Source organism: Dyella sp. NPDC103356 (genome assembly GCF_055584465.1).
Window position 1 is genome coordinate 67,362 of record NZ_JBVJLZ010000012.1, and the last position, 20,782, is coordinate 88,143.

Consider the following 20,782-nt stretch of genomic DNA (forward strand, 5'->3'; position numbering starts at 1 on the left):
ACCGCCGATAAGCACACCAACGACAGCCTAACAGCAGCGAGCTAGCAGTCATGGCGGGCAAGAGCACAAAAGCGTCACGCGACACGACGGATCAAAAGGTGCAGCTTCCGGAAGATTGCCGGATGGCGGCCTTGCCGGCGCTGCGCGACGAGTTGATGGCGGCGCTGGAGCACCCCTCCTGCACGCTTGATGCCTCGGCCATGACGCGTGTCGATACGGCAGCGGTGCAGTTGCTGGCGGCCTTTCGCCGTGCGGCCTATGCCTCCGGGCGACAGGTGAACTGGCAGGGCGTGGGCGAGCCGCTGCGTGATGCAGTCGCGCTGCTGGGGCTGGAACAGACATTGGAACTGCCGGCATAAAGCCGGCTCGACGAGGTAGACGATGGCAAAGATTCTCGCGGTGGACGATTCGGCGTCGATGCGTGGCATGGTGGCTTTTACCCTGCGCGGCGCCGGTCATGAGGTGAGCGAGGCCGAGAATGGCCAGCTGGCACTGGATGCGGCTCGTGGTTCGCGCTTCGACCTGGTGCTGGCCGACGTCAACATGCCGGTAATGGACGGGATCAGCATGGTGCGCGAGTTGCGCACGCTGACCGAATACAAGGGCGTGCCGATCCTGATGCTGACGACCGAGTCGCACACCGACAAGAAAATGGAAGGCAAGGCCGCCGGCGCGACCGGCTGGCTGGTGAAGCCGTTCGATCCGGAGCAATTGCTGGCCACGGTCAAACGCGTGCTCGGTTAATCCCATGGCCAATGTCAGCCTTGCGCAATTTCATCAGACCTTCTTCGACGAAAGCCTCGAAGGACTCGCCAGCATGGAATCGGCGCTGCTGTCGTTGGACGACGGTGGCGACACGGAGCTGGTGCACGGCATCTTCCGCGCCGCGCACTCGATCAAGGGCGGTGCGGCGACCTTCGGTTTTCCGGAGATGGCGGCCTTCACTCACGAGGCCGAATCGCTGCTGGATGAACTGCGTGACGGTCGGCGTGCGGTCGACTCGGTCATCGTCGAGCTGTTGTTGCGCACCGTCGATTGCCTGCGTGGCATGTTCGATCGTGCCCAGGCCGGCGAACCGCTGGCGGACACGGTCAGCGAAAGCGTGCGGCAGGAGCTGGCAGCCGCGATGGGACACGGCGTAGCCGTTGCGGCCAAGGCCGAGGTCAGCGACCAGGCCGATGCCTGGGTGATCGATTTCCGCCCGCACCCGACCATGCTGGCCGGTGGTAACGAACCCATTCGCATGATTCGCGAGCTGGCCGAGCTGGGGCGTCTGGAAGTGGTCGCCCATTGCGATGCGCTGCCGGAACTGGCCAAGCTCGATCCGTCGCAATGTCATCTGTCCTGGCGCATCACCTTGCATGCGCCGGTGAAGCGCTCGGCCATCACAGGTGTCTTCGACTGGGTGGAAGACGAGTGCGACCTGAAAGTCGAACCGTTGCTCGCCGTTGCGCCGGCTACCGCCGCCGTACCCACAGCGGCGCGCGCAGCAAACGAAACACCAGCGGCGCCGCGCGCAGTCCGCGAGGCGACTACAAATAGCGAAACCAGCTCGGTACGTGTCGGTATCGACAAGATCGACAGCCTGATCGATCTTGTCGGCGAGCTGGTGATCACACAGTCCATGCTCGATCCGTTCCGCGACGACTTCGATATGTCGCGCCTGGAACATCTGCGTCAGGGCCTGGCGCAACTCGCCCGTCACACGCGCGCTTTGCAGGAAAGTGTGATGGGCATCCGCATGTTGCCCATCGGCTCGGTCTTCAGCCGTTTCCCGCGTCTGGTGCGCGACCTGAGCAACAAGCTCGGCAAGCAGGTCAAGCTGGATCTGGTCGGCGAGCAGACCGAGCTGGACAAGACGGTCCTCGAAAAAATCGGCGATCCGCTGGTGCACCTGGTGCGCAACGCGATCGACCATGGTCTGGAGTCACCCGACCGTCGGCGTACTGCGGGTAAGGGCGATACCGGCACGCTGCGGCTGGAAGCCTTTCATCGCGGTGGCTCGATCGTGGTGGAAGTCAGCGACGATGGTGCGGGTCTCAATCGCCAGGCCATCATCAACAAGGCCATCCAGCGCGGCCTGATCGCCTCGGGCGACAACCTGGGTGACGACGCCGTTGCCGAGCTGATCTTCCAGCCGGGCTTTTCCACTGCCGCGGCGACCACCGATCTATCGGGTCGCGGTGTAGGCATGGATGTGGTCCGTCGCAACGTGGTGGATTTGGGCGGCACCGTCGCCATCCGCAGTACCGAGGGCAAGGGTACGGTCTTCACCATCACCCTGCCGTTGACGCTGGCGATCATCGACGGTTTGACTGCGGCAGTCGGTGATGAGCGTTACATCGTGCCGCTGGTATCGATCGTCGAGTCGATACAGCTGCGCGGCGATGCCATCCGCAGCGTGGCCGGTGGCGGCGAGCTGTTCCGTTTCCGCGACGGCTATCTGCCGGTCATTCGCCTGCACGAAGTGTTCGGTATTGCCGGTGCGCGCACGACGATCGACGAAGGTTTGGTTGTTGTCGTCGAAGGCGAAGGTTCGCGCGTCGGCCTGTTTATCGACGAACTGATCGGCCAGCAGCAGGCCGTCGTCAAGTCGCTCGAAGCCAATTTCCGCCGCGTCAACGGCATTTCCGGCGCAACGATTCTGTCGGATGGTTCGGTGGCGTTGATCGTGGATGTGCTTGGCCTGGTACGTATGCAGGGGCGTAAGAAGGCAGCTTGAGTTCAGACAAGGCTTCGCAAGCGGAGGCGCTGAGGCATGGATGACCAGCTTCGCTGTTGAAAAGCGCCTCCGGCCTGCGCCGGAATGACGAGAGGGGTAGGCAAGGGTGAGAGGATGAACGCTTTAAGTCCTCACCGCCACGACGCCTCGCGCACAGCTCCGGCGCACCTCAGAAGCGCCAGAAGTGTCCCCTATCGATTCGAGTAGGCGGCACGAACGGTTGTATCTCTCAATGCTGCTCAGAGCCTTGGCTCTAAAGGCCATTCTCTCTTTGGTTACTTTCTCTTTACTCCGGACCTAAAGGTCCTCCGCCCTCCGGGCCGGCTTCGCCGTTCGCATGCGCTACGCGCAAGCGTGGGCCAGCAAAGAGAAAGTGACTCGGACGCCGGCAGGCGTTCGAAACGCCCGCTGCGTAAGCGGCCAGATCGCCCGAACACCCAGGCAAGAACCGAGCACTGGCGCCACTGGGTTCCGGCCTACGCCGGAATGACGAAGGTGAGGTGGCGCGAGAGAGTGGGAGTCGGCACCCCCGGCCAAAAAAGCGCAAAAAAACTCCCCGCACGCGTTCAAGCTCCCCGCCCCCCTGCCGATACCCCATACATAGAGGGGTCCCGTCCTGGAATGCATATGAGCCAAACAGCCAGCCTGTCTCAAGTCCAAGCCGTTGAATCGGCCGTCACGCAATACCTCACCGTAAACCTCGCCCAGGAGGAATACGCGATCGACATTCTGGCCGTACGCGAAATCCGCGGTTGGACCCCGGTGACGCGCATTCCGCAAGCGCCTTCCTATGTGCTGGGCGTGCTCAACCTGCGTGGCGCGATCGTGCCGGTGCTCGATCTGCGCCTGCGCTTCGGGCTGGCACGCGAGGAATACAACGCCACGACCGTCACCGTGATCATCACGGTCGCCGGACGTCATTTCGGCGTCGTGGTCGACGGCGTCTCGGACGTGCTGGATGTCGAAGCCCATTCGATCAAACCCGTGCCCGATATGGGTACGGCCGTGGACACCGAATATCTGAAGGGACTGACCTCGGCCGGAGAGCGCATGGTCTTGCTGCTGGACGTGGACAAGCTGTTGCAGCCGCAGGATGCGCAGATGCTCGAGGCCGCCTTGCCCGCGGTCGCCGACGTAAAAGCCGTGGCTTAACGCAGTTCCTCGTTCCGGTCATCAATTGGATCAGCAATGAAGAAGTTCACTTTCAAACTCCCTTCCTTATCGGTTCGCATGCGCTTGTACGGCGTCATGGGCTTGCTCGCGGTGATGCTGATCGGCGGCGCCGTGATCGGCCTGGGTTCGATGAGCCTGCAGAACGACGGCATGAAGCAGATTTACGAACAGGAAGTGGTGCCGGCACAGTTGCTCAGCCGCATCGGACAGCAGGCGCTGATGTCGTTCATCGTGCTCGGCGAAGCGGCCAACCAGGTCAGCAAGCCCGACGCGCTGAAACAGAAGCTGGCCGAGTACGACAAGCTGCAGGAAGGTTTTGCAGATCTGCGCAAGCGCTTCGACGAGATTCCGATGAGCGATGTCATCGCCAAGGAATACAAGAAGATGCATGAGACGGATGCCGACTATAACCAGGCCAAGCAGGACACGCTCGATGCACTCAAGCAGGGCGATGCTAGCGCAGCCGATATCCTGGAAATGCAGCTCCGCCCGATGCTGATGGACCGCCAGGCACGCATGGCCAAGCTCAACGAGTTGCAGCGCGCCGAAGCGATGAGCATCTACGAGCAGCAGGTGTCGCGCTATAAGCTGATTCGTGCGGTGAGCCTGACGTCCCTGATCGCTGGCCTGTTTATCGCCTTGCTTGTCGCCGCCCTGGTGATCCGCTCGATCATCAACACGCTTAACCGCACGGTGGGCATTGCGCACGCCATTGCTGACGGCAAGCTGGGCCACAAGATCACCGTCGATCGCACCGATGAGCTGGGCAAGCTGCTCGAAGCCTTCCGTACGATGGATGAGCGCTTGAGCACGATCGTCAATGAAGTACGCCACGGCTCGGGTTCGGTCAGCACGGCGGCGCAGCAGATTTCGCGCGGTAACGACGATCTCAGCCAGCGCACGCAGGAGCAGGCGTCTAGCCTGGAAGAAACCGCTTCGTCGATGGAAGAAATGACCTCGACGGTGAAACAGAACGCCGAGAACGCCAGCCATGCGAATCAGTTGGCCCGCGGTGCTCGCGAACAGGCCGAGCGCGGCGGCGAAGTGGTCGCCCAGGCGGTCGGCGCGATGCGCGAGATCAATACCTCCAGCCGCAAGATCGCCGACATCGTGAGTCTGATCGACGAAATCGCGTTCCAGACCAATCTGTTGGCGCTGAATGCCGCGGTCGAGGCGGCACGTGCGGGCGAACAGGGCCGCGGTTTTGCGGTGGTGGCGACCGAAGTGCGCAACCTCGCGCAGCGCAGCGCGGGTGCAGCCAAGGAGATCAAGGGTCTTATCAACGACAGTGCCGCCAAGGTGCGCACCGGCTCCGAGCTGGTCGATCAGTCAGGCAAGGCGCTGGCCGAGATCGTCGACAGCGTGAAGAAGGTGACCGACATCGTCGCCGAAATCGCCGCGGCCAGCCAGGAACAGTCGGCCGGTATCGATCAGGTCAACCACGCCGTGCTGCAGATGGACGAGATGACCCAGCAGAACGCCGCATTGGTGGAAGAGGCTGCTGCCGCCGCACGCGCGATGCAGGAGCAGGCCACCGAGCTGACACGTCAGGTGGGCTTCTTCCAGCTTGGTGACGATGCCGACTACGCACCGGCACCCACGCAGAAGGCGCGCACGACGGCTGTTGCCGCCGAGACCGAAGCCGTATTTGCCGCTGTGCGCAGCGGTGCGCCGGCCAGGCCCGTTGCGCGTGCGGCCGCTGCTGAAGCCGCCGACAGCGGTGTGTGGAAGGAGTTCTAAGCCATGTCCGTGCCGGCCACCGATGAAAGCGTTGCCAATGCGGGCATCGGTGGACCGAGCCTGGGTGATGCGGAGTTTCGTTTCCTGCGCGAGTTCGTGCTGGAGCATTGCGGCATCTCGCTTGGCGAACATAAGCGTCAGCTGGTCCAGGGGCGTCTGTTGCGCCGTCTGCGTGCGCTGCGCCTGAAAGAATTCGCCAGCTATTGCGAGATCCTGCGGCGCGATCCGGAAAGCGAGTTGGGCGAGCTGGCCAGTGCGATCAGCACGAACGTCACCTCGTTCTTTCGCGAGATGCACCATTACGACTTTCTGATCGAAACGCAGCTACCGCTGTGGTTGCAGCAGAAAAAGCGTCATGACGATCGCCTGCGGATCTGGTCGGCCGGTTGTTCCACCGGCGAAGAGCCGTATGCGCTGGCGATGGTGCTGGCCGAGGCGCTCGAGCAGCACGGCAGCCATATCGACGCGAAAATTCTCGCTACCGATCTGTCGCCGCAGGCCTTGGAAGCAGCACGCAAGGGCGTGTATTCGGTGGACAAGCTCGGTGGCGTCAGCCCTGAGCGTCGCCGGCGCTGGTTCCTGCGCGGCGAAGGCGCCTACGAAGGCCTGGCCTGTGTCCATCCGCGCTTGCGCGAACTGGTGACCATTCAACCGCTGAATCTGTTGCACGACTGGCCGATGCAAGGGCCGTTCGATGCGATTTTCTGCCGCAACGTAGTGATCTATTTCGACAAGCCGACCAAGCAGCGCCTGTTCGCCCGCTATGCGAGCCTGTTGCCCCCGGGCGGTTATCTGTTCCTCGGGCATTCGGAGTCGATGTATGGTCTGAGCGACGACTTCGATCTGGTCGGCCGCACGATCTACCGGAAGCGCGACACATGAGCGAAGTCATGGCCAGTCGCCGACCTGCCGCGGCACAGAACGTATTGCCCGGCTTCGAACATGTACGTCGGTATTGGGATCCGACGCAGTCATGCATGACCGCGAAAATCCTCCCGGGGGAGTACTACGTCAGCGATCAGGACGAAATGATCTCGACCGTGCTGGGCTCCTGCGTATCGGCCTGCATTCGCGACCGCCAGCGTCAGATCGGCGGCATGAACCATTTCATGTTGCCCGAGCCGGTCGGCGACCGCGATAGCTGGTCGTCCACGGTCAGTCGCGCCGCGCGCTACGGTAACGACGCGATGGAGCAACTGATCAACCGCATCCTGAAGGCCGGCGGGCATCGCAACGATCTTGAAGTGAAGATCTTTGGCGGTGGCCGCGTGTTGGCGCAGATGACCGATATCGGTAGACGCAATATCGCCTTCGTTCGCCGCTATATCGAGACGGAAAAGCTCAATCTGGTGGCCGAGGATGTCGGCGACGTGCATCCGCGCCAGGTCCAGTATTTCCCGCAGACCGGGCGCGTGCGCGTGCGCTTGATGCATGGGCTGCAGGAAAGTCGCCTGGTCGACACCGAGAAGCATTACCTCAAGCGTTTGGCAAACGATCCGATAAAGGGAGAAGTGGAGCTGTTCTAGGAAAGGGCGGCGAGGCGAGGAGGAAAGGCTCGCATTCGCCATGCAAGACCCGGTTCTTCGAGACGTTTTCACCTCTTAAGGCAAAGGCGAGTAAGCATTAATGGCTAGAGTGCGTGTACTAATCGTCGACGATTCCGCCCTGGTGCGGAAACTGTTGTCGACCATGCTCGCCTGCGATCCGGGGATCGAGGTGGTGGGTGTGGCCGCCGACCCGTTGATCGCGCGCGAAAAGATCAAGCAGCTCGAGCCCGACGTGCTGACGCTGGACGTCGAGATGCCGCGCATGGACGGCCTGACCTTCCTCGAAAACCTGATGCGCCTGCGCCCGATGCCGGTGGTGATGGTGTCTTCGCTGACCCAGCAAGGCGCCGAAGTGACGCTCAAGGCATTGGAGCTGGGTGCGGTCGACTTCTTCACCAAGCCCAGCAATGACCTGGCTAGTACGTTTGCCGAGGGTGCGCAGGAAATCTGCGCCAAGGTGAAGCTGGCCGCCCTGGCACGGCCAAAGATGCGCAGTGCCGTACGCAAGCTGGACGTGCCGCCGCGTTTGAGCGCGGATGCCGTGCTGCCGCGCGCCCAGACTGCCGATTCGAGGGGCGGTACACGCATTATCGCGATCGGTGCGTCGACCGGCGGCACCGAAGCCATCCGCGTCGTACTCGAATCGATGCCGCCGGATGCGCCGCCGATCCTGATTACGCAACACATTCCGGCCGCTTTCAGTGGCCCGTTCGCCCAGCGCATGGACAACTGCTCGGCAATGCGCGTGTGCGAAGCGCGCGATAGCCAGCCCATCCAGCACGGCCATGCTTACATCGCACCGGGCAGCCAGCATCTGCTGGTGATGTGGGACGGCGCACGCTACGTCTGCCGTCTGCACAACGGGCCGCCGGTAAATCGTCATAAACCCAGTGTCGACGTGCTGTTCCGTTCGGTAGCCGCCAGTGTCGGCGCGCCGGCCATCGCCGCCTTGCTGACCGGCATGGGCGACGACGGCGCACGTGGCCTGGCCGAGCTGCGCGAATGCGGCGCTCCCACGCTGGTGCAGGACGAGGCCAGTTCGGTCGTATGGGGCATGCCCGGCGCCGCCTGGAAGATGGGCGCCGCCAGCGAAATGCTGCCCCTGGAAAATATCGCTGCGCGCCTCCTTGAGATGGCGCGTCAACCCGTCGCCCGCGCTGCCCGCGCGGTCACTTGAGTTCGGACAAGCCCATGTCAGTCATTCCTTCATCGATCGCCTCGCGGCCACTGTACGGCTTTGTCGCCAGTGCGGCCGCGTTGCTGCTCTGCCTGTTCTGGCATCCCGCCTGGTTGGCGCCGGTGCTGGTCATCGCGCTCACGGCAGTGTGGATCGTCGAGACGCGGCGCAACGCTCCGGTGGTGACCGAAGCCCCGATCATCGATTCCGCACCTGTACGCGAGGCACTCGAAGACGTGCGTGGCGCGCTCGTGGACGAAATGGGCCACGCCTCGCGCGAACTGCATCAGGCGATGGACCTGCTGCGCGACGCGGTCTCGGAACTTGGCGGTGGCTTTGACGGCCTGTCGCAGAAGACCGGCATGCAGCAGTCGCTGCTCAAGCAGATCATCGATGTGCAGAACGGCGGCGTGTCGGTGCAGGACTTTGCCGCACGCACCGGCGACCTGCTGGAGCACTTCGTCGGCCTGATCGTGCAGCTGTCGCGCGAGAGCCTGCGCATCGTCTACCGCATCGACGGCATGGCCAAGGAAATGGACGCGGTGTTCGGCCTGTTGAAGAACGTCAACACGATTGCCGAAGAAACCAACCTGCTGGCCTTGAATGCCGCCATCGAAGCGGCGCGGGCAGGCGAATCCGGCCGTGGTTTCGCGGTGGTTGCGGGCGAAATCCGCAACCTCGCCAGCAACTCCAACCAGTTCAACGAACAGATCGGCAGCCACGTCGAGCGCGCCCGCGCCGCGATGGACCACCTGCGCGAGCTGGTCGGCACGATGGCGTCCCAGGACTTGAACGTGGCGCTGTCGGCCAAGGGCGGTATCGACGCGATGATGGCCCACGTGACCGAAAGCGACGCGCGCACCAGCGTGGTTGCCGACCAGGTTGTCGAGATCAACCGTGGCCTGGGTAACGACGTGTCGACCACGATCCGCTCGCTGCAGTTCGAAGACATTCTCAGCCAGCTGCTCAACCAGACGCGTACCCGACTGGTCGAGCTGCAGGAAGTGACGGCCGAGTGCACGCGCGATATCGAGGCGCTGGCCTGCGACCCGATCGACGCCCATGTGCTGGCCGAACGTGCCCAGCAAGTGCGCTCACGGCTTGCCGTGCAGCGCGAAAAAGCCAAGCTGCGCTCGCGTGGCCCTGCCTTGCAGAGCACGATGGACGCCGGCGAGATCGAATTGTTCTAAACCGATTTGTTTTGAGAGGCATTACAGCCATGAGCCTGACCATTCATCACGATACCGAGCTGGACTGCCTGACCTTGCAGATGGGCGAGAACTTCGATTTCTCCGTGCATCGGGATTTCCACGACGCCTGCCTGGGCGTCAAGGCGCCGGCACGCAGCTATGTGATCGACCTGGGCGAGGTGAACAGCATGGATAGTTCCGCGCTGGGCATGCTTCTGCTGCTGCGCGAGCATGCCGGCGGGGAGCGTGCGGAGATTCGTATCGTCAATGCCGGCACCGAATTGCGGGGCACCCTGCGAGTGGCCGGTTTCGACAAGTTATTCGTACTGCATTAATCGTATTGCACATTTTGTGCGTTGAGGCCGGGGTATCGTCGACAGGGACGTGCCCCGGCCTTTTTTTATTTTGTCGACTCGTCTATTTCTTTTATTGCCGCCTTTATCTACTATCCCGCCATTAGGGTAATCGACTGCTCGCTGACAAAGGCGAGCCGATGCAAGGCCGGCGCATTCGGTCGGTTGGGGATTTCGGTAGTTATCATTATTTGTTCTGGCCGGCGTCATTGCCGGAGGATCACTTTTGGCCGATCCGGGGCTTGGCTGTTTTCCGGATAACCCGGTGTGCCGCGTAATGGCGGCATGAGGAGTAATTCAATGCTTCAAGGAGGTGGATTATGCAACTCGCTAAAGGCGGTGCTCTGGGCATTATCGCTGCGCTAACGTTGCTAGTGGGCAGCGCAAATGCAGGCACGTTTCCCGATTATGGTTATCAAGCCCCATCGACTTATAAGGGGCCGACTTTCACCCTGAGTCAGAACTACCCCAAGGCATTGCCCAGCAAGGTGCCGCCAGCCTTTTTCAAGCTATTGCCCAGTCCATTGACCAACGATTTTGAAAAATGGCGCCCTTATGCCGAAGCCGTCAAGGCTTACTGCCTGGAAGGCAATGTCGAGAACGATTGGTACGTCGAAAAGAACAAGGTGCGCGCCTGGTATCACGCACCCTGGCAGCATTACGGTCCCCTGGGTCGTGAAGGCATCCACGGCCTGACCAAGGAAGCGCAGATCCAGGTCAAGCAGCTGGCCCCGACCCAGACCACCACCGGCCAGACGTACGCCGTGGGTATCTACAACGATATCGGTGGCTTTACCTTCGGCGAGGTGTGGAAAGACCCGCAGAACCCGGACCCCACCTACACCACTCAGCCCAACAGCTTCCACGACGGTACGGTGGTGTGTAAGCCGCTGTTCGCCGACGTCGACCTCAAGCAGGTGCCGTTCCTGGTCAATCCGGTGCTGTGGCAGGCCTACATCACCAACACCTTCAACTCGTCCGATCGCTCGGTCAAGGAGGTAGCCCTGATCCAGATGGACTTTGCGGTGCGTGACTCGCGCATTCCGGGGACCGGCTGGATTTTCGGCACGTTCCAGTACAACGGTGCCAAGACCGGCAAGCCGGGCTGGGACAACCTGGTTCCGGTGGGCGTGATGTGGGGTAACGATCCGGAAAACAACCAGGACACCTATACCAACAAGCAGCCGACGGTGACCAAGATCAATCCGGATCTGAAGCAGACCGCCATCAATGCCAAGCCGGAGCTGCCGCCGACCCATCTAGGCTGGAACGGCCGCCTCGATGGCCCGGTGGACAACCCGGTCAGCGCCTGCATGAGCTGCCACATGACCGCCGAGAGTCCGCAGCTGGCGCCATTGAATCCGAGCTTCCAGTCCAACCCGCCGCCGGTCGGTTCGAAGGAATGGATGCGCTGGTTCCAGAACGAAATGGCTGGCCATCCGTTCGATGCCGGTGCGCTCAGCACCGACTACAGCCTGCAGTTGGCCGATGGCATTGCCAATTTCTACAATTGGAAGTGCAACCAGGGTGGTGTCTTCGCCAATGGCGTCAATGTCTGCAAGCAGGCCGGCGTCAAGCGTCTGAAACTGCTCAAGACCGATACACCGCAGAAGGTCTACAAGATCGAGCGTGACCAGTCGGTCGAAGAAGTACAGTAATCTGACCAATGCCTCGCCACCTCCCGGTGGCGAGGCATTGCCGGTTGGCGATTGTGGTGGTTTCCATTTACCGTACCGGCCACCCAGGCTGGCTCGGTACCATGCAAGAAGCATCGCCCAAGATCGTCTGCATGTTGGTCTACGCAGGCGCACAGTCGCTGGATATCAGCGGCCCGCTCGAAGTGTTTGCACTGGCCAGCCGCCAGGCGCAGGACGACCATCCCGGTCGATGGCCCTTGTATCGCCTGCACATCGTAGCTATGCGCGACGAGCCGATTACGATGGCCGCCGGCATGCGGTTGTTGCCGGATATGCCCTGCGCGTCGCTTCCGGATAGCACCGACACCTTGCTGGTCTGCGGCGGCATGGGTGACGCGCTGGACTGCGCACGCGCCGATGCGGCCCTGGTCGAGTGGCTGAGGCTCAGTGCCGCGCGAGTCCGTCGGGTGGCATCCGTATGCAGCGGTGCGCTGTTGCTCGCCGAAGCCGGCGTGCTGGACGGGCGCCAAGCCACCACGCACTGGAGCGACTTGCACGAGCTGCGCACGCGCTATCCGAAGGTGCGCGTCGAGTCCGATGCGATCTATACCCGCGATGGTGAGGTCTGGACGTCGGCCGGCATCACCGCCGGCATGGATCTGGCGCTGGCGATGGTGGCTGCCGATCATGGCCATGCGCTGGCGCTGAAGGTGGCCAAGCGCATGGTCATGGCCAGCAAGCGTTCGGGCGGACAAAGCCAGTTCAGCAGCCAGTTGCAGGCCCAGGATCTGCCCGATCAGTTCGAGCAGCTGGCGGCTTGGATCGCGGCGAATCTGCAGGCGCGTCTGGATATCGACTTGTTGGCGGCGCGTCTGCATATCAGCCCGCGTCAGTTCACGCGTCGGTTCCACGCCACGTTCGGCACAACCCCGCAGAAATATGTCGAGCAGCAGCGCATCGAAGCGGCCAAGCCTTTGCTCGAAAGCACGGCCAAGGAGATCAAGCGCATCGCTGCCGAATGCGGGTTCGCTTCCGATGAGGCCATGCGTCGCGCCTTCGCACGCCAGCTGGGTGTGTCGCCACGCGATTACCGCGAGCGTTTCGGCACCGTTTGATTTGTCCGGATAGGCGTGCTGCGCGTCCGCATTTGCGTATGGTTTTTTCGTATCGTGCCGGCGTTTCTTGCCAAGGGGTCAGGTATGCGCAGGCTTTCGTTCCGTCTTTTCGTGTTGCTGTTTGCGGCGTTTTTCGCGTTGCCCGTGCTGGCCGAGCACGAGGCGCATACGCAACCGCAGGTCCGGGTTGGTATCGTGTTGTTCGACGGCGTGGAGATCATCGATTTCGCCGGTCCCTATGAAGTCTTCGGTACAGCCGGTTTTGGCGTGGTGACGCTGTCGCCCGACGGCAAACCGGTGAAGACGGCGATGGGGCTTACCGTGACGCCCGACGCGAGTTTTGCCAACGCGCCACAGTTTGACGTGCTGCTGGTGCCGGGCGGCGATACAGGCGATGCGCAGAAAGACCCGCGCATTCTCGACTTCATTCGCCAGCACACAGACAGCTCGCACTATGTTCTTTCGGTGTGCACGGGGGCGTTCATTCTAGGCAGCTCGGGCGTTCTCGATGGCCTGAAGGCGACCACGTTCAACCCGAGCATCGCCAGCCTGGCCAAGCGTTACCCCAAGGTGGATGTGATCAAGGATGTGCGTTGGGCCGATAACGGCAAGGTGATCACCTCGGCAGGGCTGTCCTCGGGTATCGACGCGGCTCTGCATGTGGTGGCCCGGTTGCACGGCCTCGACGAGGCCAAGACCGTCGCCATGCATCTGGAATACGACTGGAAAAGCGACGGCGGTTTCGTGCGCTCGCGCATGGCCGATCGCTACATTCCCGCCGAACTGCACGATGCAGTGCAATGGCCGAAGGATATGAAGATCGATCAGCTCAGCGCCTTTGGCGACGAGACTCAATGGCAGGCGCGTTATCACATAAGCTCGGCCACCGATGCCAAGGGTTTGCTCGATCGCATGGGCAAGGGCGTCAATGGCATCACTGGCTGGACGCGCGAAGGCAATACCTATCGGTGGACCCGATTACAGGAAGGCCGCCACGTGACCATGCAATTCCAGACCACGCCCGGCTCCTCGGCGAAGGAATACGATCTGGAAGTGACGATCCAGACCGCGTCGAGCTGAGCGCCGGGCAAAAAAAGGCCCCGGAATCCGGGGCCTGAATATTCTCGCGGAACAGCCATACAGCAACAACACTTACCAGGTGCGCACGTCCGTGACGCCGACGGTGTAGTTCTGCATGTCGGTCTGATAACGGAACAAACGGCCCAGGTCGAATTCGACCGACTGGCCCGGTGCAATGTTCGTGGTGCCGGCCGGCCAGCCCTGCTTGGCTTGCAGAACCTTGCCGTCGGAGTCCTTGGCTTCGATCTTCACCTGCGCGGCAGCGGCCTCGGCACAGTGATTGACAAGCTGGCCGCTCAAGCTCAGACGAACGCCCTGGCCGGAGCCGGTGGCCTTCATCTTGAAATCCTGGATGGCGAAATCGGTAGGGGCGCAGGCAGCATGGGCAGCCAGTGGTGCCAGAATCAGGGCGGCGGAAACGATGAAGCGCTTCATGGGCAGACTTCCTCCAAAGTCAAAAGTTAGCCGCGTAGGCGGGGTCTCTCATGAGATCGGCAGGAAGTGTCAGGACTTTAGCGAAGAGTTGCCGGAAGTGAGAAGCAGGTTTGCGCCAGTCGCATGATTGGCGCGCCGCTTTCACTCCCGACTATCAAGATGGTGATCCCAACTCACTGATTGTGATCGATAAACCACAGTCCGGCAAACAGCTTGGGGTCGATCGAGTAGCCTTCGCGTGCCCGCGCGAACAGCCACGCTCCGGCCTCGGTGCGAGGGACCTCGTGCACCACGATATTCTCGCTTTCATCGCCACCACCGGGTCCGACCCGGGTCAGCCCATGGGCGCGGGCGAAGGTGATCATCTCAGTGCTCATGCCGGACGATGACGGGCCCTCGTGCACGAATTCCACGCGCTCACAGCGATAGCCGGTTTCTTCTTCCAGTTCTCGACTGGCGGCGAGCATGGCGCCTTCGTCCAATTGATCGGCTAGATCACCGACCAGGCCAGCCGGCATTTCGATGGTGTGTTTCTGAATCGCCACGCGATATTGCTCGACGAACAGCACCTTGTCCTCCGGTGTCACCGCCAGAATGATGACCGCGCCGCCGGGATTGTTGCGTTCGGCATATTCCCAGCGTCCACGTTTGCGCAGACTCAACCAACGGCCTTGGAAAAGTATTTCGACCGGCGCATTGGCGTCGGCGGGAATAGCTTGCGTCGATGTGTTCATGCAAAGTCCTTGAGCGTTATTCGGCATTCGCCATGATGACTGTCTTGCACCGATCGCTCAATCGTTGTCAGGTGCGTAGCCTGTCACGTTATAGCGATGAGCTATCGGACTTATGCGAAGAATCAATTAGACTGGTTTCCGGCCAATGACGGCTAATACGGTGCGCTCCGGCGTATCCCCAACGATAAGGATGGTTCATGAAAACCACAAAAAAAAACTTTGCTCGCACTAGTGTTCTGCTGGCGCTTCCATTGAGCATAGCTTTTGCGGTCAGTGCGCAGGATGCCCACCTGACCAGCGACGCAGGCATTCCCGTCGGCGATAACCAGAACTCGCAAACCGCTGGCCCCAATGGCCCGACACTATTGCAGGACTCGCGTCTGATCGAAAAGCTGCAGCGTTTTGATCGCGAGCGTATTCCAGAACGTGTCGTGCATGCACGTGGCACCGGCGCATTTGGCGTGTTCGAACCCAGCGCCGATATTTCGTCGCTGAGCAAGGCCAAGGTCTTCGTGCCCGGTACCAGCACGCCGGTGTTCGCACGTTTCTCCACCGTGATGAACTTTCGTGGCTCCCCGGAGCAGGCGCGCGACCCGCGTGGTTTCGCGATCAAGTTCTATACGCAGCAAGGTAATTGGGATCTGGTAGGCAACAATATGCCGATCTTTTTTATCCGCGACGCGATCAAGTTCCCGGATTTCGTGCATGCGAACAAGCCGAGCGCGGTAACTGGCGTGCAGGATGCCAACCTGGCTTTCGATTTCTTCGCGCATACGCCCGAGGCAACGGCGATGCTGACACGACTCTACTCCAGCGAAGGCATGCCGGACAATTATCGCCATATGGATGGCTTCGGCGTGCATGCGTTCAAGCTGGTCAATGCACAGGGCCAGGTGCATTACGTGAAATTCCACTGGAAGAGCCGGCAGGGTCTGCATAGTCTGCGGCCGCAGGAAGTGTCGGCCTCTCTTGCCGCCGACTGGAATCACTACACCAATGATCTCTACAAGAGCATCAAGGCAGGCGATCACCCGAAGTGGGACCTGTATATCCAGGTGCTGGAGCCTAAGGATCTAGCCAAGTTCGACTTCAATGCGCTCGATGACACCAAGATATGGCCGGGCGTGCCGGAGCAGAAGATCGGTACGATGACGCTCAATCGCGTGCCGGACAACTTCTTCGAAAGTACCGAGGAATCGGCGTTCGCGCCGTCGCGCATGGTACCCGGTATCGAAGCATCGGAAGATCGCATGTTGCAGGGCCGGCTGTTCGCGTATGCCGACACGCAGATCTATCGCCTGGGCGCCAACTACCTCAGCATCCCGGTGAACAAGCCGGCTGTTGCGGTGAACAATGGGGACCAGGACGGCGCGATGAGCATCAGCGGTCGCAAGGGCGAAATCAACTACGAGCCGTCCAGTATCAACGAGGTCTCCGAAGACCCGTCGGCCAAACTGGTGCGCACGGAATTGTCCGGCACCACGCAGCAGCAGGCAATCAGCAAGCCGCGCAACTTCGTGCAAGCAGGCGAGTACTACAAGGCGCTGCCGGCACAGGAAAAGAACGACCTGATCGTGGCACTCAGCAACGACCTCAACCAGGTCACTAACGATGCCAATAAGTACGCAATGCTGTCGTACTTTTACAAGGCCGATGCGGACTATGGCACGCGACTAGTCAAGGCGACGCACGCCGACCTGTCGCGCGTGAAAGCTGCCGCCGAAAAGCTCGCGGATTGATGAGAGCCCTGTAAGGCCTCAGTTTCCATCGTCATCCCGGCGTAGGCCGGGATCCATTCCTCAGTCCCTGCTTGTCAGGTGGCATTTGGCAAGCGTTTGCGCTGAGGAATGGATTCCGGCCTCCGCCGGAATGACGCGTAGGGGACGTTTCGAGGCCTTTGGGGCGCCGTTATCGTTTCGCCCGCTATTAACGAAGGCTTCAAGGAGTATTGGCCATGTTTAGACATCGCCGAACCTGGTTCGTGATTACCCCTATCGTCGTTGCACTAGTCGCGGTAGGCGTGTGGTCCTGCTTTCCCTCATTGCGCCTGATGGCGCGTGCCGAGCACATACAGAACATCCCCAAGCCGCAGGCGCAGTGGGTCGATGCTCATCGCTACGATTCGGAATGGTTCGATGCCGCGCGTGTCGGCCGCACCGATATCCTGCAAGCGCTCTACGAGGCGCATTATCCGATCGATAATCAAACGTCGAGCGGTTATAGCGCCATCGTCCTTGCTGCCTACAACGATCAGCCCGATGCTCTGCGCTACCTATTGAGCATAGGCGCCAATGCTTGCCTCGGTGATCGCAATGGCAATACGGCCTTGATGGGGGCGTTGTACAAAGGTCACGCGGAAGTCGCCCATGTGCTACTCGATGCGCATTGTCCGGTCGATCAAGCCAACAACGCTGGTGAAACGGCGCTGTCTTTTGCAACGCTGTTCGGGCGTCTCGATCTGCTGCCAGCCCTTATCGCCAAGGGCGCGGATATCGATCATGTCGATGTGCACGGCAATACGGCGCTCGCCGTGGCGCTAAAACAAGGCAACGATCAATCGGCAAACGCGTTGCGCAGGCTCGGCGCAAGAGATTGAGCGACTAACCAGTGGTCAGCGCGCGCAGTCGCGAACGCGTCAATGGGCCAAAGCGAAGTCGTTCACTGATGACCTCCAGTTTTGCCCATTCGCTATCCTGGCGAAGCAAGGCGTCGGCATGTGATGCAACGGGCACATCAAGCGCGATACGTGTAAGACGGCGATACAGGCGTGCCATCTCGGCATGCTCCTTGAGCTTCGCCGCGCAAGACGCAGCGCCACGAATGCGCAGAAAAGCCACTTCGTCGACGCGGTCGAGCAGGGCGTCGAGGCTGCCGAAATGCATGAGCAAGGCCGCTGCCGTCTTGGCGCCGACGCCCGGTACGCCGGGGATGTTGTCGACGGCGTCCCCGCACAAGGCCAGATAGTCGGCGACCTGGTGCGGATGCACGCCGAGTTTTTCCAGCACGCCGGCCGGACCCCAGCGCAGATTGCGCGCGTAGTCCCACTGTTCGTCGTGTTCGCCCAGCAGCTGACCGAAATCTTTATCGGCCGAAACGATGACGCCGCGGAATCCATGCGCGCGCAGTCCCCACAGCGCGCTGCCGATAAGATCGTCGGCTTCGTAGCTATGGTCGATCAGGACGGGCAGGCCAAGCGCCTCGGCGATCTCTCGGCACACGACGAACTGCCGTTCGAGATCGGGTGGCGGCAGCTCGCGGTTGGCCTTGTATTTCGGATAGATCGCGTTGCGGAACGAGGTGGTCAGCGATGCATCGAAGGCCACCGCGATATGTTCCGGTTTGGTCTTTTCCAGCAGTTCGCACAAGAACCGCGTAAACCCGTGCACCGCGTTGATCGGGTGTCCGTCGACGTCGGTGAACTCGTCGGGCATGGAGTGCCAGGCACGGAAGACATACAGGCTTCCGTCAACGAGATGAACGATGGGGCTTGCCTCGCTCATGGTGCCCAGGTCGAGATCAGATCGTCGAGCACGGGGCGATCGCGATCGGGGATATCGATATCCGGCGTGCCGATATGCACGAAGCCAACGACTTGTTCGTTGTCCTTGAGGTCAAGTAGCGCGGCCGCTTCGCGATCGTACGCCGCCCAGCCGGTCAGCCACTGCGCGCCGTAGCCAAGGGCATAGGTGCCGAGCAGCAGGTTGTGTGCGACGCAGGCGGCGGCGAACTGTTGCTCGATGACAGGCACCGTGCTTTCAGGGTGCACGTGCGAAATCACTATCACCACGAGCGGCGCAAAGGTGTAGCGCAAGCGCTCTTTTTCGCGCTTGGACTCAGGCAGGTCCGGATTGCGGCGAATGGCGATCTCGGCCAGGCGTTCGCCAAAATGCAGCTTGGCGTCGCCGCGTAGCAGCACCAGCCGGAACGGCTCGAGCTTGCTGTGGTCGGGCACCCGGATGGCCGCTTCCAGCAACGTGCGCAAGGTCGTATCGTCGGGCGCGGGCTCGCCAAGCTGGCGCGAGGGTGCCGAATGGCGCTGTTGTAGCAACTCGAGAGCAGAAAGCATGGCGTGACTCGATCTCAAAGCGGTCATGCTAGCAGTTCATCGGCTCACGTCCGATGACTCCGGGTCTCATCGGGCTCAGGGCAATTGAAACGAGCCTGGGAGCAGCTTGCCGACTGTGGTCAACTGCACGTCGCCCTGCAAATTGGCCAATATGACGGGCATCTCCTGGTTACAGAGTTCGGCCATCACCTGGCGACAGGCGCCGCAAGGCGCGATGGGCGCAGGTGTGTCGCCGATCACTGCCAGGGCGGCGAAATCGCCGGGCTTGCAGCCTGCGGCGATCGCCGCAAACAGCGCCGTGCGCTCGGCACAATTGCATAAGCCATAGGACGCGTTTTCCACGTTGCAGCCATCGAAATGGCGGCCGTCGTGGGTGAGCAAGGTGGCGCCCACCAGAAAGTTGGAATAGGGCGCATAAGCCCGTTCGCGTACTGCACGTGCCCTGGCCAGCAGCGGATCGGGAGAGAGCGAATCGAATTTCACCTGCACGGACATCAATGGATCTCCAGCTCGTCTTGCCCGCCGGGTATCGATGCCGTAAGCGGCTGGTCAGTCTACTCCCGAGGTGCCCCCCGGGTACAAGCGCGGTCCATTAAGGCCTTATGATGGCCCGAATCATCCGCAGGGAGTCCCCGATGCCGATCACCGTGGCCGCATTGCGTGAAACCGCCGCTGGCGAGCGGCGTGTCGCGATTACGCCGGAAACTGCAAAGAAATTGCGTGCCAAGGGGGTTCGGGTCTTGCTCGAACATGGCGCTGGCGCTTCGGCCGGGTTTCCCGATGCCAGCTACGTCGATGGTGAATTCGGCGATGCCGCGGAAGTTCTGGCGCAGGCGGATGTGCTGGCCTGCGTGCTGCCGCCGGACGATACAACGGTAGCGCGCCTGCGCGCTGGCAGTGTGTTGATCGGGCAGTTGCGGCCCTATGGTGCCGCGGGACGTATCGCTGCCATGAGCGAGCGGGGTATCACCGCCTTTGCGCTGGAGCTGTTGCCACGCACGACGCGCGCGCAGGCGATGGATGTGCTCAGTTCGCAGGCGGCGGTTGCCGGTTATCGCGCGATGCTGATCGCCGCAGAAGCCGCGCCCAAATTTTTCCCGATGCTGACGACCGCCGCCGGTACCATCCGCCCCTCGCGCGTGCTGGTGATCGGCGCGGGTGTTGCCGGCCTGCAGGCAATCGCCACGGCGCGCCGGTTGGGCGCGCAGATCGAAGGTTATGACGTGCGGCCGGAGACGCGCGAACAGGTGGAGTCGCTGGGTGCGAAGTTTGTCCAGTTGGGCGTCAGCGCTGCCGGTAGTGGCGGCTATGCACGCGAGCTTTCCGCCGAGGAACGCGCTGCGCAACAGCAGGCGCTGGCCGAGCATGTGAAGTCGGTCGATGTGATCGTGACCACGGCTGCGGTGCCGGGGCGTCCGTCACCGAAAATTCTTACCGCTGCGATGGTCGAAGGCATGAAACCTGGCGCCTTGATTGTCGATCTGGCGGCCGAGGGTGGCGGCAATTGTGAGCTGACGCGGCCTGGTGAGCGGGTCGAGCTTCATGGGGTGACGATTCTTGGGCCGTTGAATTTGCCGGCGGGGGCGCCGTTGCATGCGTCGGAGATGTATGCGCGCAATGTGTTCAATTTTGCCGAGTTGTTGGTGCGTGATGGGGTGTTGAGTCCTGATTTTGATGATGAGTTGGTGAGTAAGAGTTGTGTGGTGAGAGATGGGAAGGTTTGCTTCGAAGGCTGATGGCTTTCTCCTCATTTCGCCAGTCGACGGGAAACTCGCGCAGCTCCCCCTGCATCGTCATTTCGCCAGTGACGAAA

Annotated in this window: 21 protein-coding genes; 16 read left to right on the plus strand and 5 right to left on the minus strand. The window is 61.5% G+C overall.

All coding sequences use genetic code 11. The features are described 5' to 3' along the window. The first annotated feature begins 98 nt into the window (after window positions 1-98). From ACZ6WW_RS21530 to ACZ6WW_RS21590, 13 genes are all read left to right on the plus strand, one after another. Window positions 99-359 carry an STAS domain-containing protein gene (locus ACZ6WW_RS21530; RefSeq protein WP_465276014.1) on the plus strand — a complete coding sequence of 87 codons (261 nt, stop codon included), beginning with the start codon at window positions 99-101 and terminating at the stop codon, window positions 357-359. A 22-nt stretch (window positions 360-381) separates the two neighbouring features. Continuing rightward, on the plus strand, window positions 382-744 hold the full coding sequence (locus ACZ6WW_RS21535; RefSeq protein WP_281849929.1) for a response regulator: 363 nt from the start codon (window positions 382-384) through the stop codon (window positions 742-744). 4 nt (window positions 745-748) lie between these two features. Then, on the plus strand, window positions 749-2,722 hold the full coding sequence (locus ACZ6WW_RS21540; protein ID WP_465276015.1) for a chemotaxis protein CheA: 1,974 nt from the start codon (window positions 749-751) through the stop codon (window positions 2,720-2,722). Between the two features lie 627 nt (window positions 2,723-3,349). Further along, entirely contained in the window at window positions 3,350-3,874 is a 525-nt protein-coding gene (locus ACZ6WW_RS21545; protein WP_465276016.1) for a chemotaxis protein CheW, read from the plus strand. Window positions 3,875-3,910: 36 nt separating this feature from the next. Then, window positions 3,911-5,635 carry a methyl-accepting chemotaxis protein gene (locus tag ACZ6WW_RS21550; protein WP_465276017.1) on the plus strand — a complete coding sequence of 575 codons (1,725 nt, stop codon included), beginning with the start codon at window positions 3,911-3,913 and terminating at the stop codon, window positions 5,633-5,635. Window positions 5,636-5,638: 3 nt separating this feature from the next. Further along, window positions 5,639-6,517, plus strand: coding sequence for a CheR family methyltransferase (locus ACZ6WW_RS21555; RefSeq protein WP_281849925.1), 879 nt, complete (start codon window positions 5,639-5,641; stop codon window positions 6,515-6,517). Further along, entirely contained in the window at window positions 6,514-7,161 is a 648-nt protein-coding gene (gene cheD / locus ACZ6WW_RS21560) for a chemoreceptor glutamine deamidase CheD (protein ID WP_465276018.1), read from the plus strand. Before ACZ6WW_RS21555 ends, cheD begins: the two co-directional genes overlap by 4 nt. Window positions 7,162-7,261: 100 nt before the next feature. Beyond that, entirely contained in the window at window positions 7,262-8,359 is a 1,098-nt protein-coding gene (locus ACZ6WW_RS21565) for a protein-glutamate methylesterase/protein-glutamine glutaminase (RefSeq protein WP_465276019.1), read from the plus strand. Between the two features lie 14 nt (window positions 8,360-8,373). After that, window positions 8,374-9,549 (plus strand): methyl-accepting chemotaxis protein, encoded by a 1,176-nt coding sequence (locus ACZ6WW_RS21570; protein ID WP_465276020.1) that lies wholly within the window; start codon window positions 8,374-8,376, stop codon window positions 9,547-9,549. A 29-nt stretch (window positions 9,550-9,578) separates the two neighbouring features. Continuing rightward, a complete protein-coding gene (locus ACZ6WW_RS21575) occupies window positions 9,579-9,884 on the plus strand; it encodes an STAS domain-containing protein (protein ID WP_281849921.1) in 306 nt (101 codons plus the stop codon). A 338-nt stretch (window positions 9,885-10,222) separates the two neighbouring features. Beyond that, a complete protein-coding gene (locus tag ACZ6WW_RS21580) occupies window positions 10,223-11,560 on the plus strand; it encodes a hypothetical protein (protein WP_281849920.1) in 1,338 nt (445 codons plus the stop codon). Window positions 11,561-11,661: 101 nt separating this feature from the next. Beyond that, window positions 11,662-12,654: a GlxA family transcriptional regulator gene (locus ACZ6WW_RS21585; RefSeq protein WP_465276021.1), complete on the plus strand. Its 993-nt coding sequence runs from the start codon at window positions 11,662-11,664 to the stop codon at window positions 12,652-12,654. 84 nt (window positions 12,655-12,738) lie between these two features. Then, entirely contained in the window at window positions 12,739-13,734 is a 996-nt protein-coding gene (locus ACZ6WW_RS21590) for a DJ-1/PfpI family protein (RefSeq protein WP_465276022.1), read from the plus strand. Between the two features lie 72 nt (window positions 13,735-13,806). Here the strand turns inward: ACZ6WW_RS21590 and ACZ6WW_RS21595 are convergent, their stop codons facing one another. Together ACZ6WW_RS21595 and ACZ6WW_RS21600 are read right to left on the minus strand one after the other, a co-directional pair. After that, window positions 13,807-14,169 (minus strand): hypothetical protein, encoded by a 363-nt coding sequence (locus ACZ6WW_RS21595; RefSeq protein ID WP_281849916.1) that lies wholly within the window; start codon window positions 14,167-14,169, stop codon window positions 13,807-13,809. 173 nt (window positions 14,170-14,342) lie between these two features. Next, window positions 14,343-14,903, minus strand: a complete 561-nt coding sequence (locus ACZ6WW_RS21600) for an NUDIX hydrolase (RefSeq protein WP_465276023.1) — start codon at window positions 14,901-14,903, stop codon at window positions 14,343-14,345. Window positions 14,904-15,100: 197 nt separating this feature from the next. Here ACZ6WW_RS21600 and ACZ6WW_RS21605 point away from each other — a divergent pair, with 197 nt between their 5' ends. Both ACZ6WW_RS21605 and ACZ6WW_RS21610 read left to right on the plus strand, forming a co-directional pair. Beyond that, window positions 15,101-16,642 (plus strand): catalase, encoded by a 1,542-nt coding sequence (locus ACZ6WW_RS21605; protein ID WP_465276024.1) that lies wholly within the window; start codon window positions 15,101-15,103, stop codon window positions 16,640-16,642. 215 nt (window positions 16,643-16,857) lie between these two features. Continuing rightward, the gene (locus ACZ6WW_RS21610; RefSeq protein WP_465276025.1) at window positions 16,858-17,499 is read left to right on the plus strand and encodes an ankyrin repeat domain-containing protein; all 642 of its coding nucleotides are present in this window, start codon (window positions 16,858-16,860) and stop codon (window positions 17,497-17,499) included. A gap of 4 nt (window positions 17,500-17,503) precedes the next feature. On the opposite strand, the gene ACZ6WW_RS21615 is transcribed toward ACZ6WW_RS21610, so the two are convergent. The 3 genes from ACZ6WW_RS21615 to cdd all read right to left on the minus strand — a co-directional run bounded on the left by ACZ6WW_RS21615 (window position 17,504) and on the right by cdd (window position 19,464). After that, window positions 17,504-18,403, minus strand: coding sequence for a 5'-3' exonuclease (locus tag ACZ6WW_RS21615; protein WP_465276026.1), 900 nt, complete (start codon window positions 18,401-18,403; stop codon window positions 17,504-17,506). After that, window positions 18,400-18,969 carry a nitroreductase family protein gene (locus tag ACZ6WW_RS21620; protein ID WP_465276027.1) on the minus strand — a complete coding sequence of 190 codons (570 nt, stop codon included), beginning with the start codon at window positions 18,967-18,969 and terminating at the stop codon, window positions 18,400-18,402. The genes ACZ6WW_RS21615 and ACZ6WW_RS21620 overlap by 4 nt, the downstream gene beginning before the upstream one ends. Before the next feature lie 75 nt (window positions 18,970-19,044). Continuing rightward, the gene (cdd, locus tag ACZ6WW_RS21625; RefSeq protein ID WP_281849910.1) at window positions 19,045-19,464 is read right to left on the minus strand and encodes a cytidine deaminase; all 420 of its coding nucleotides are present in this window, start codon (window positions 19,462-19,464) and stop codon (window positions 19,045-19,047) included. 140 nt (window positions 19,465-19,604) lie between these two features. Between cdd and ACZ6WW_RS21630 the strand changes: the two genes are divergently transcribed. Next, window positions 19,605-20,705: an NAD(P) transhydrogenase subunit alpha gene (locus tag ACZ6WW_RS21630; RefSeq protein WP_465276028.1), complete on the plus strand. Its 1,101-nt coding sequence runs from the start codon at window positions 19,605-19,607 to the stop codon at window positions 20,703-20,705. The last annotated feature ends 77 nt before the right edge of the window (window positions 20,706-20,782 follow it).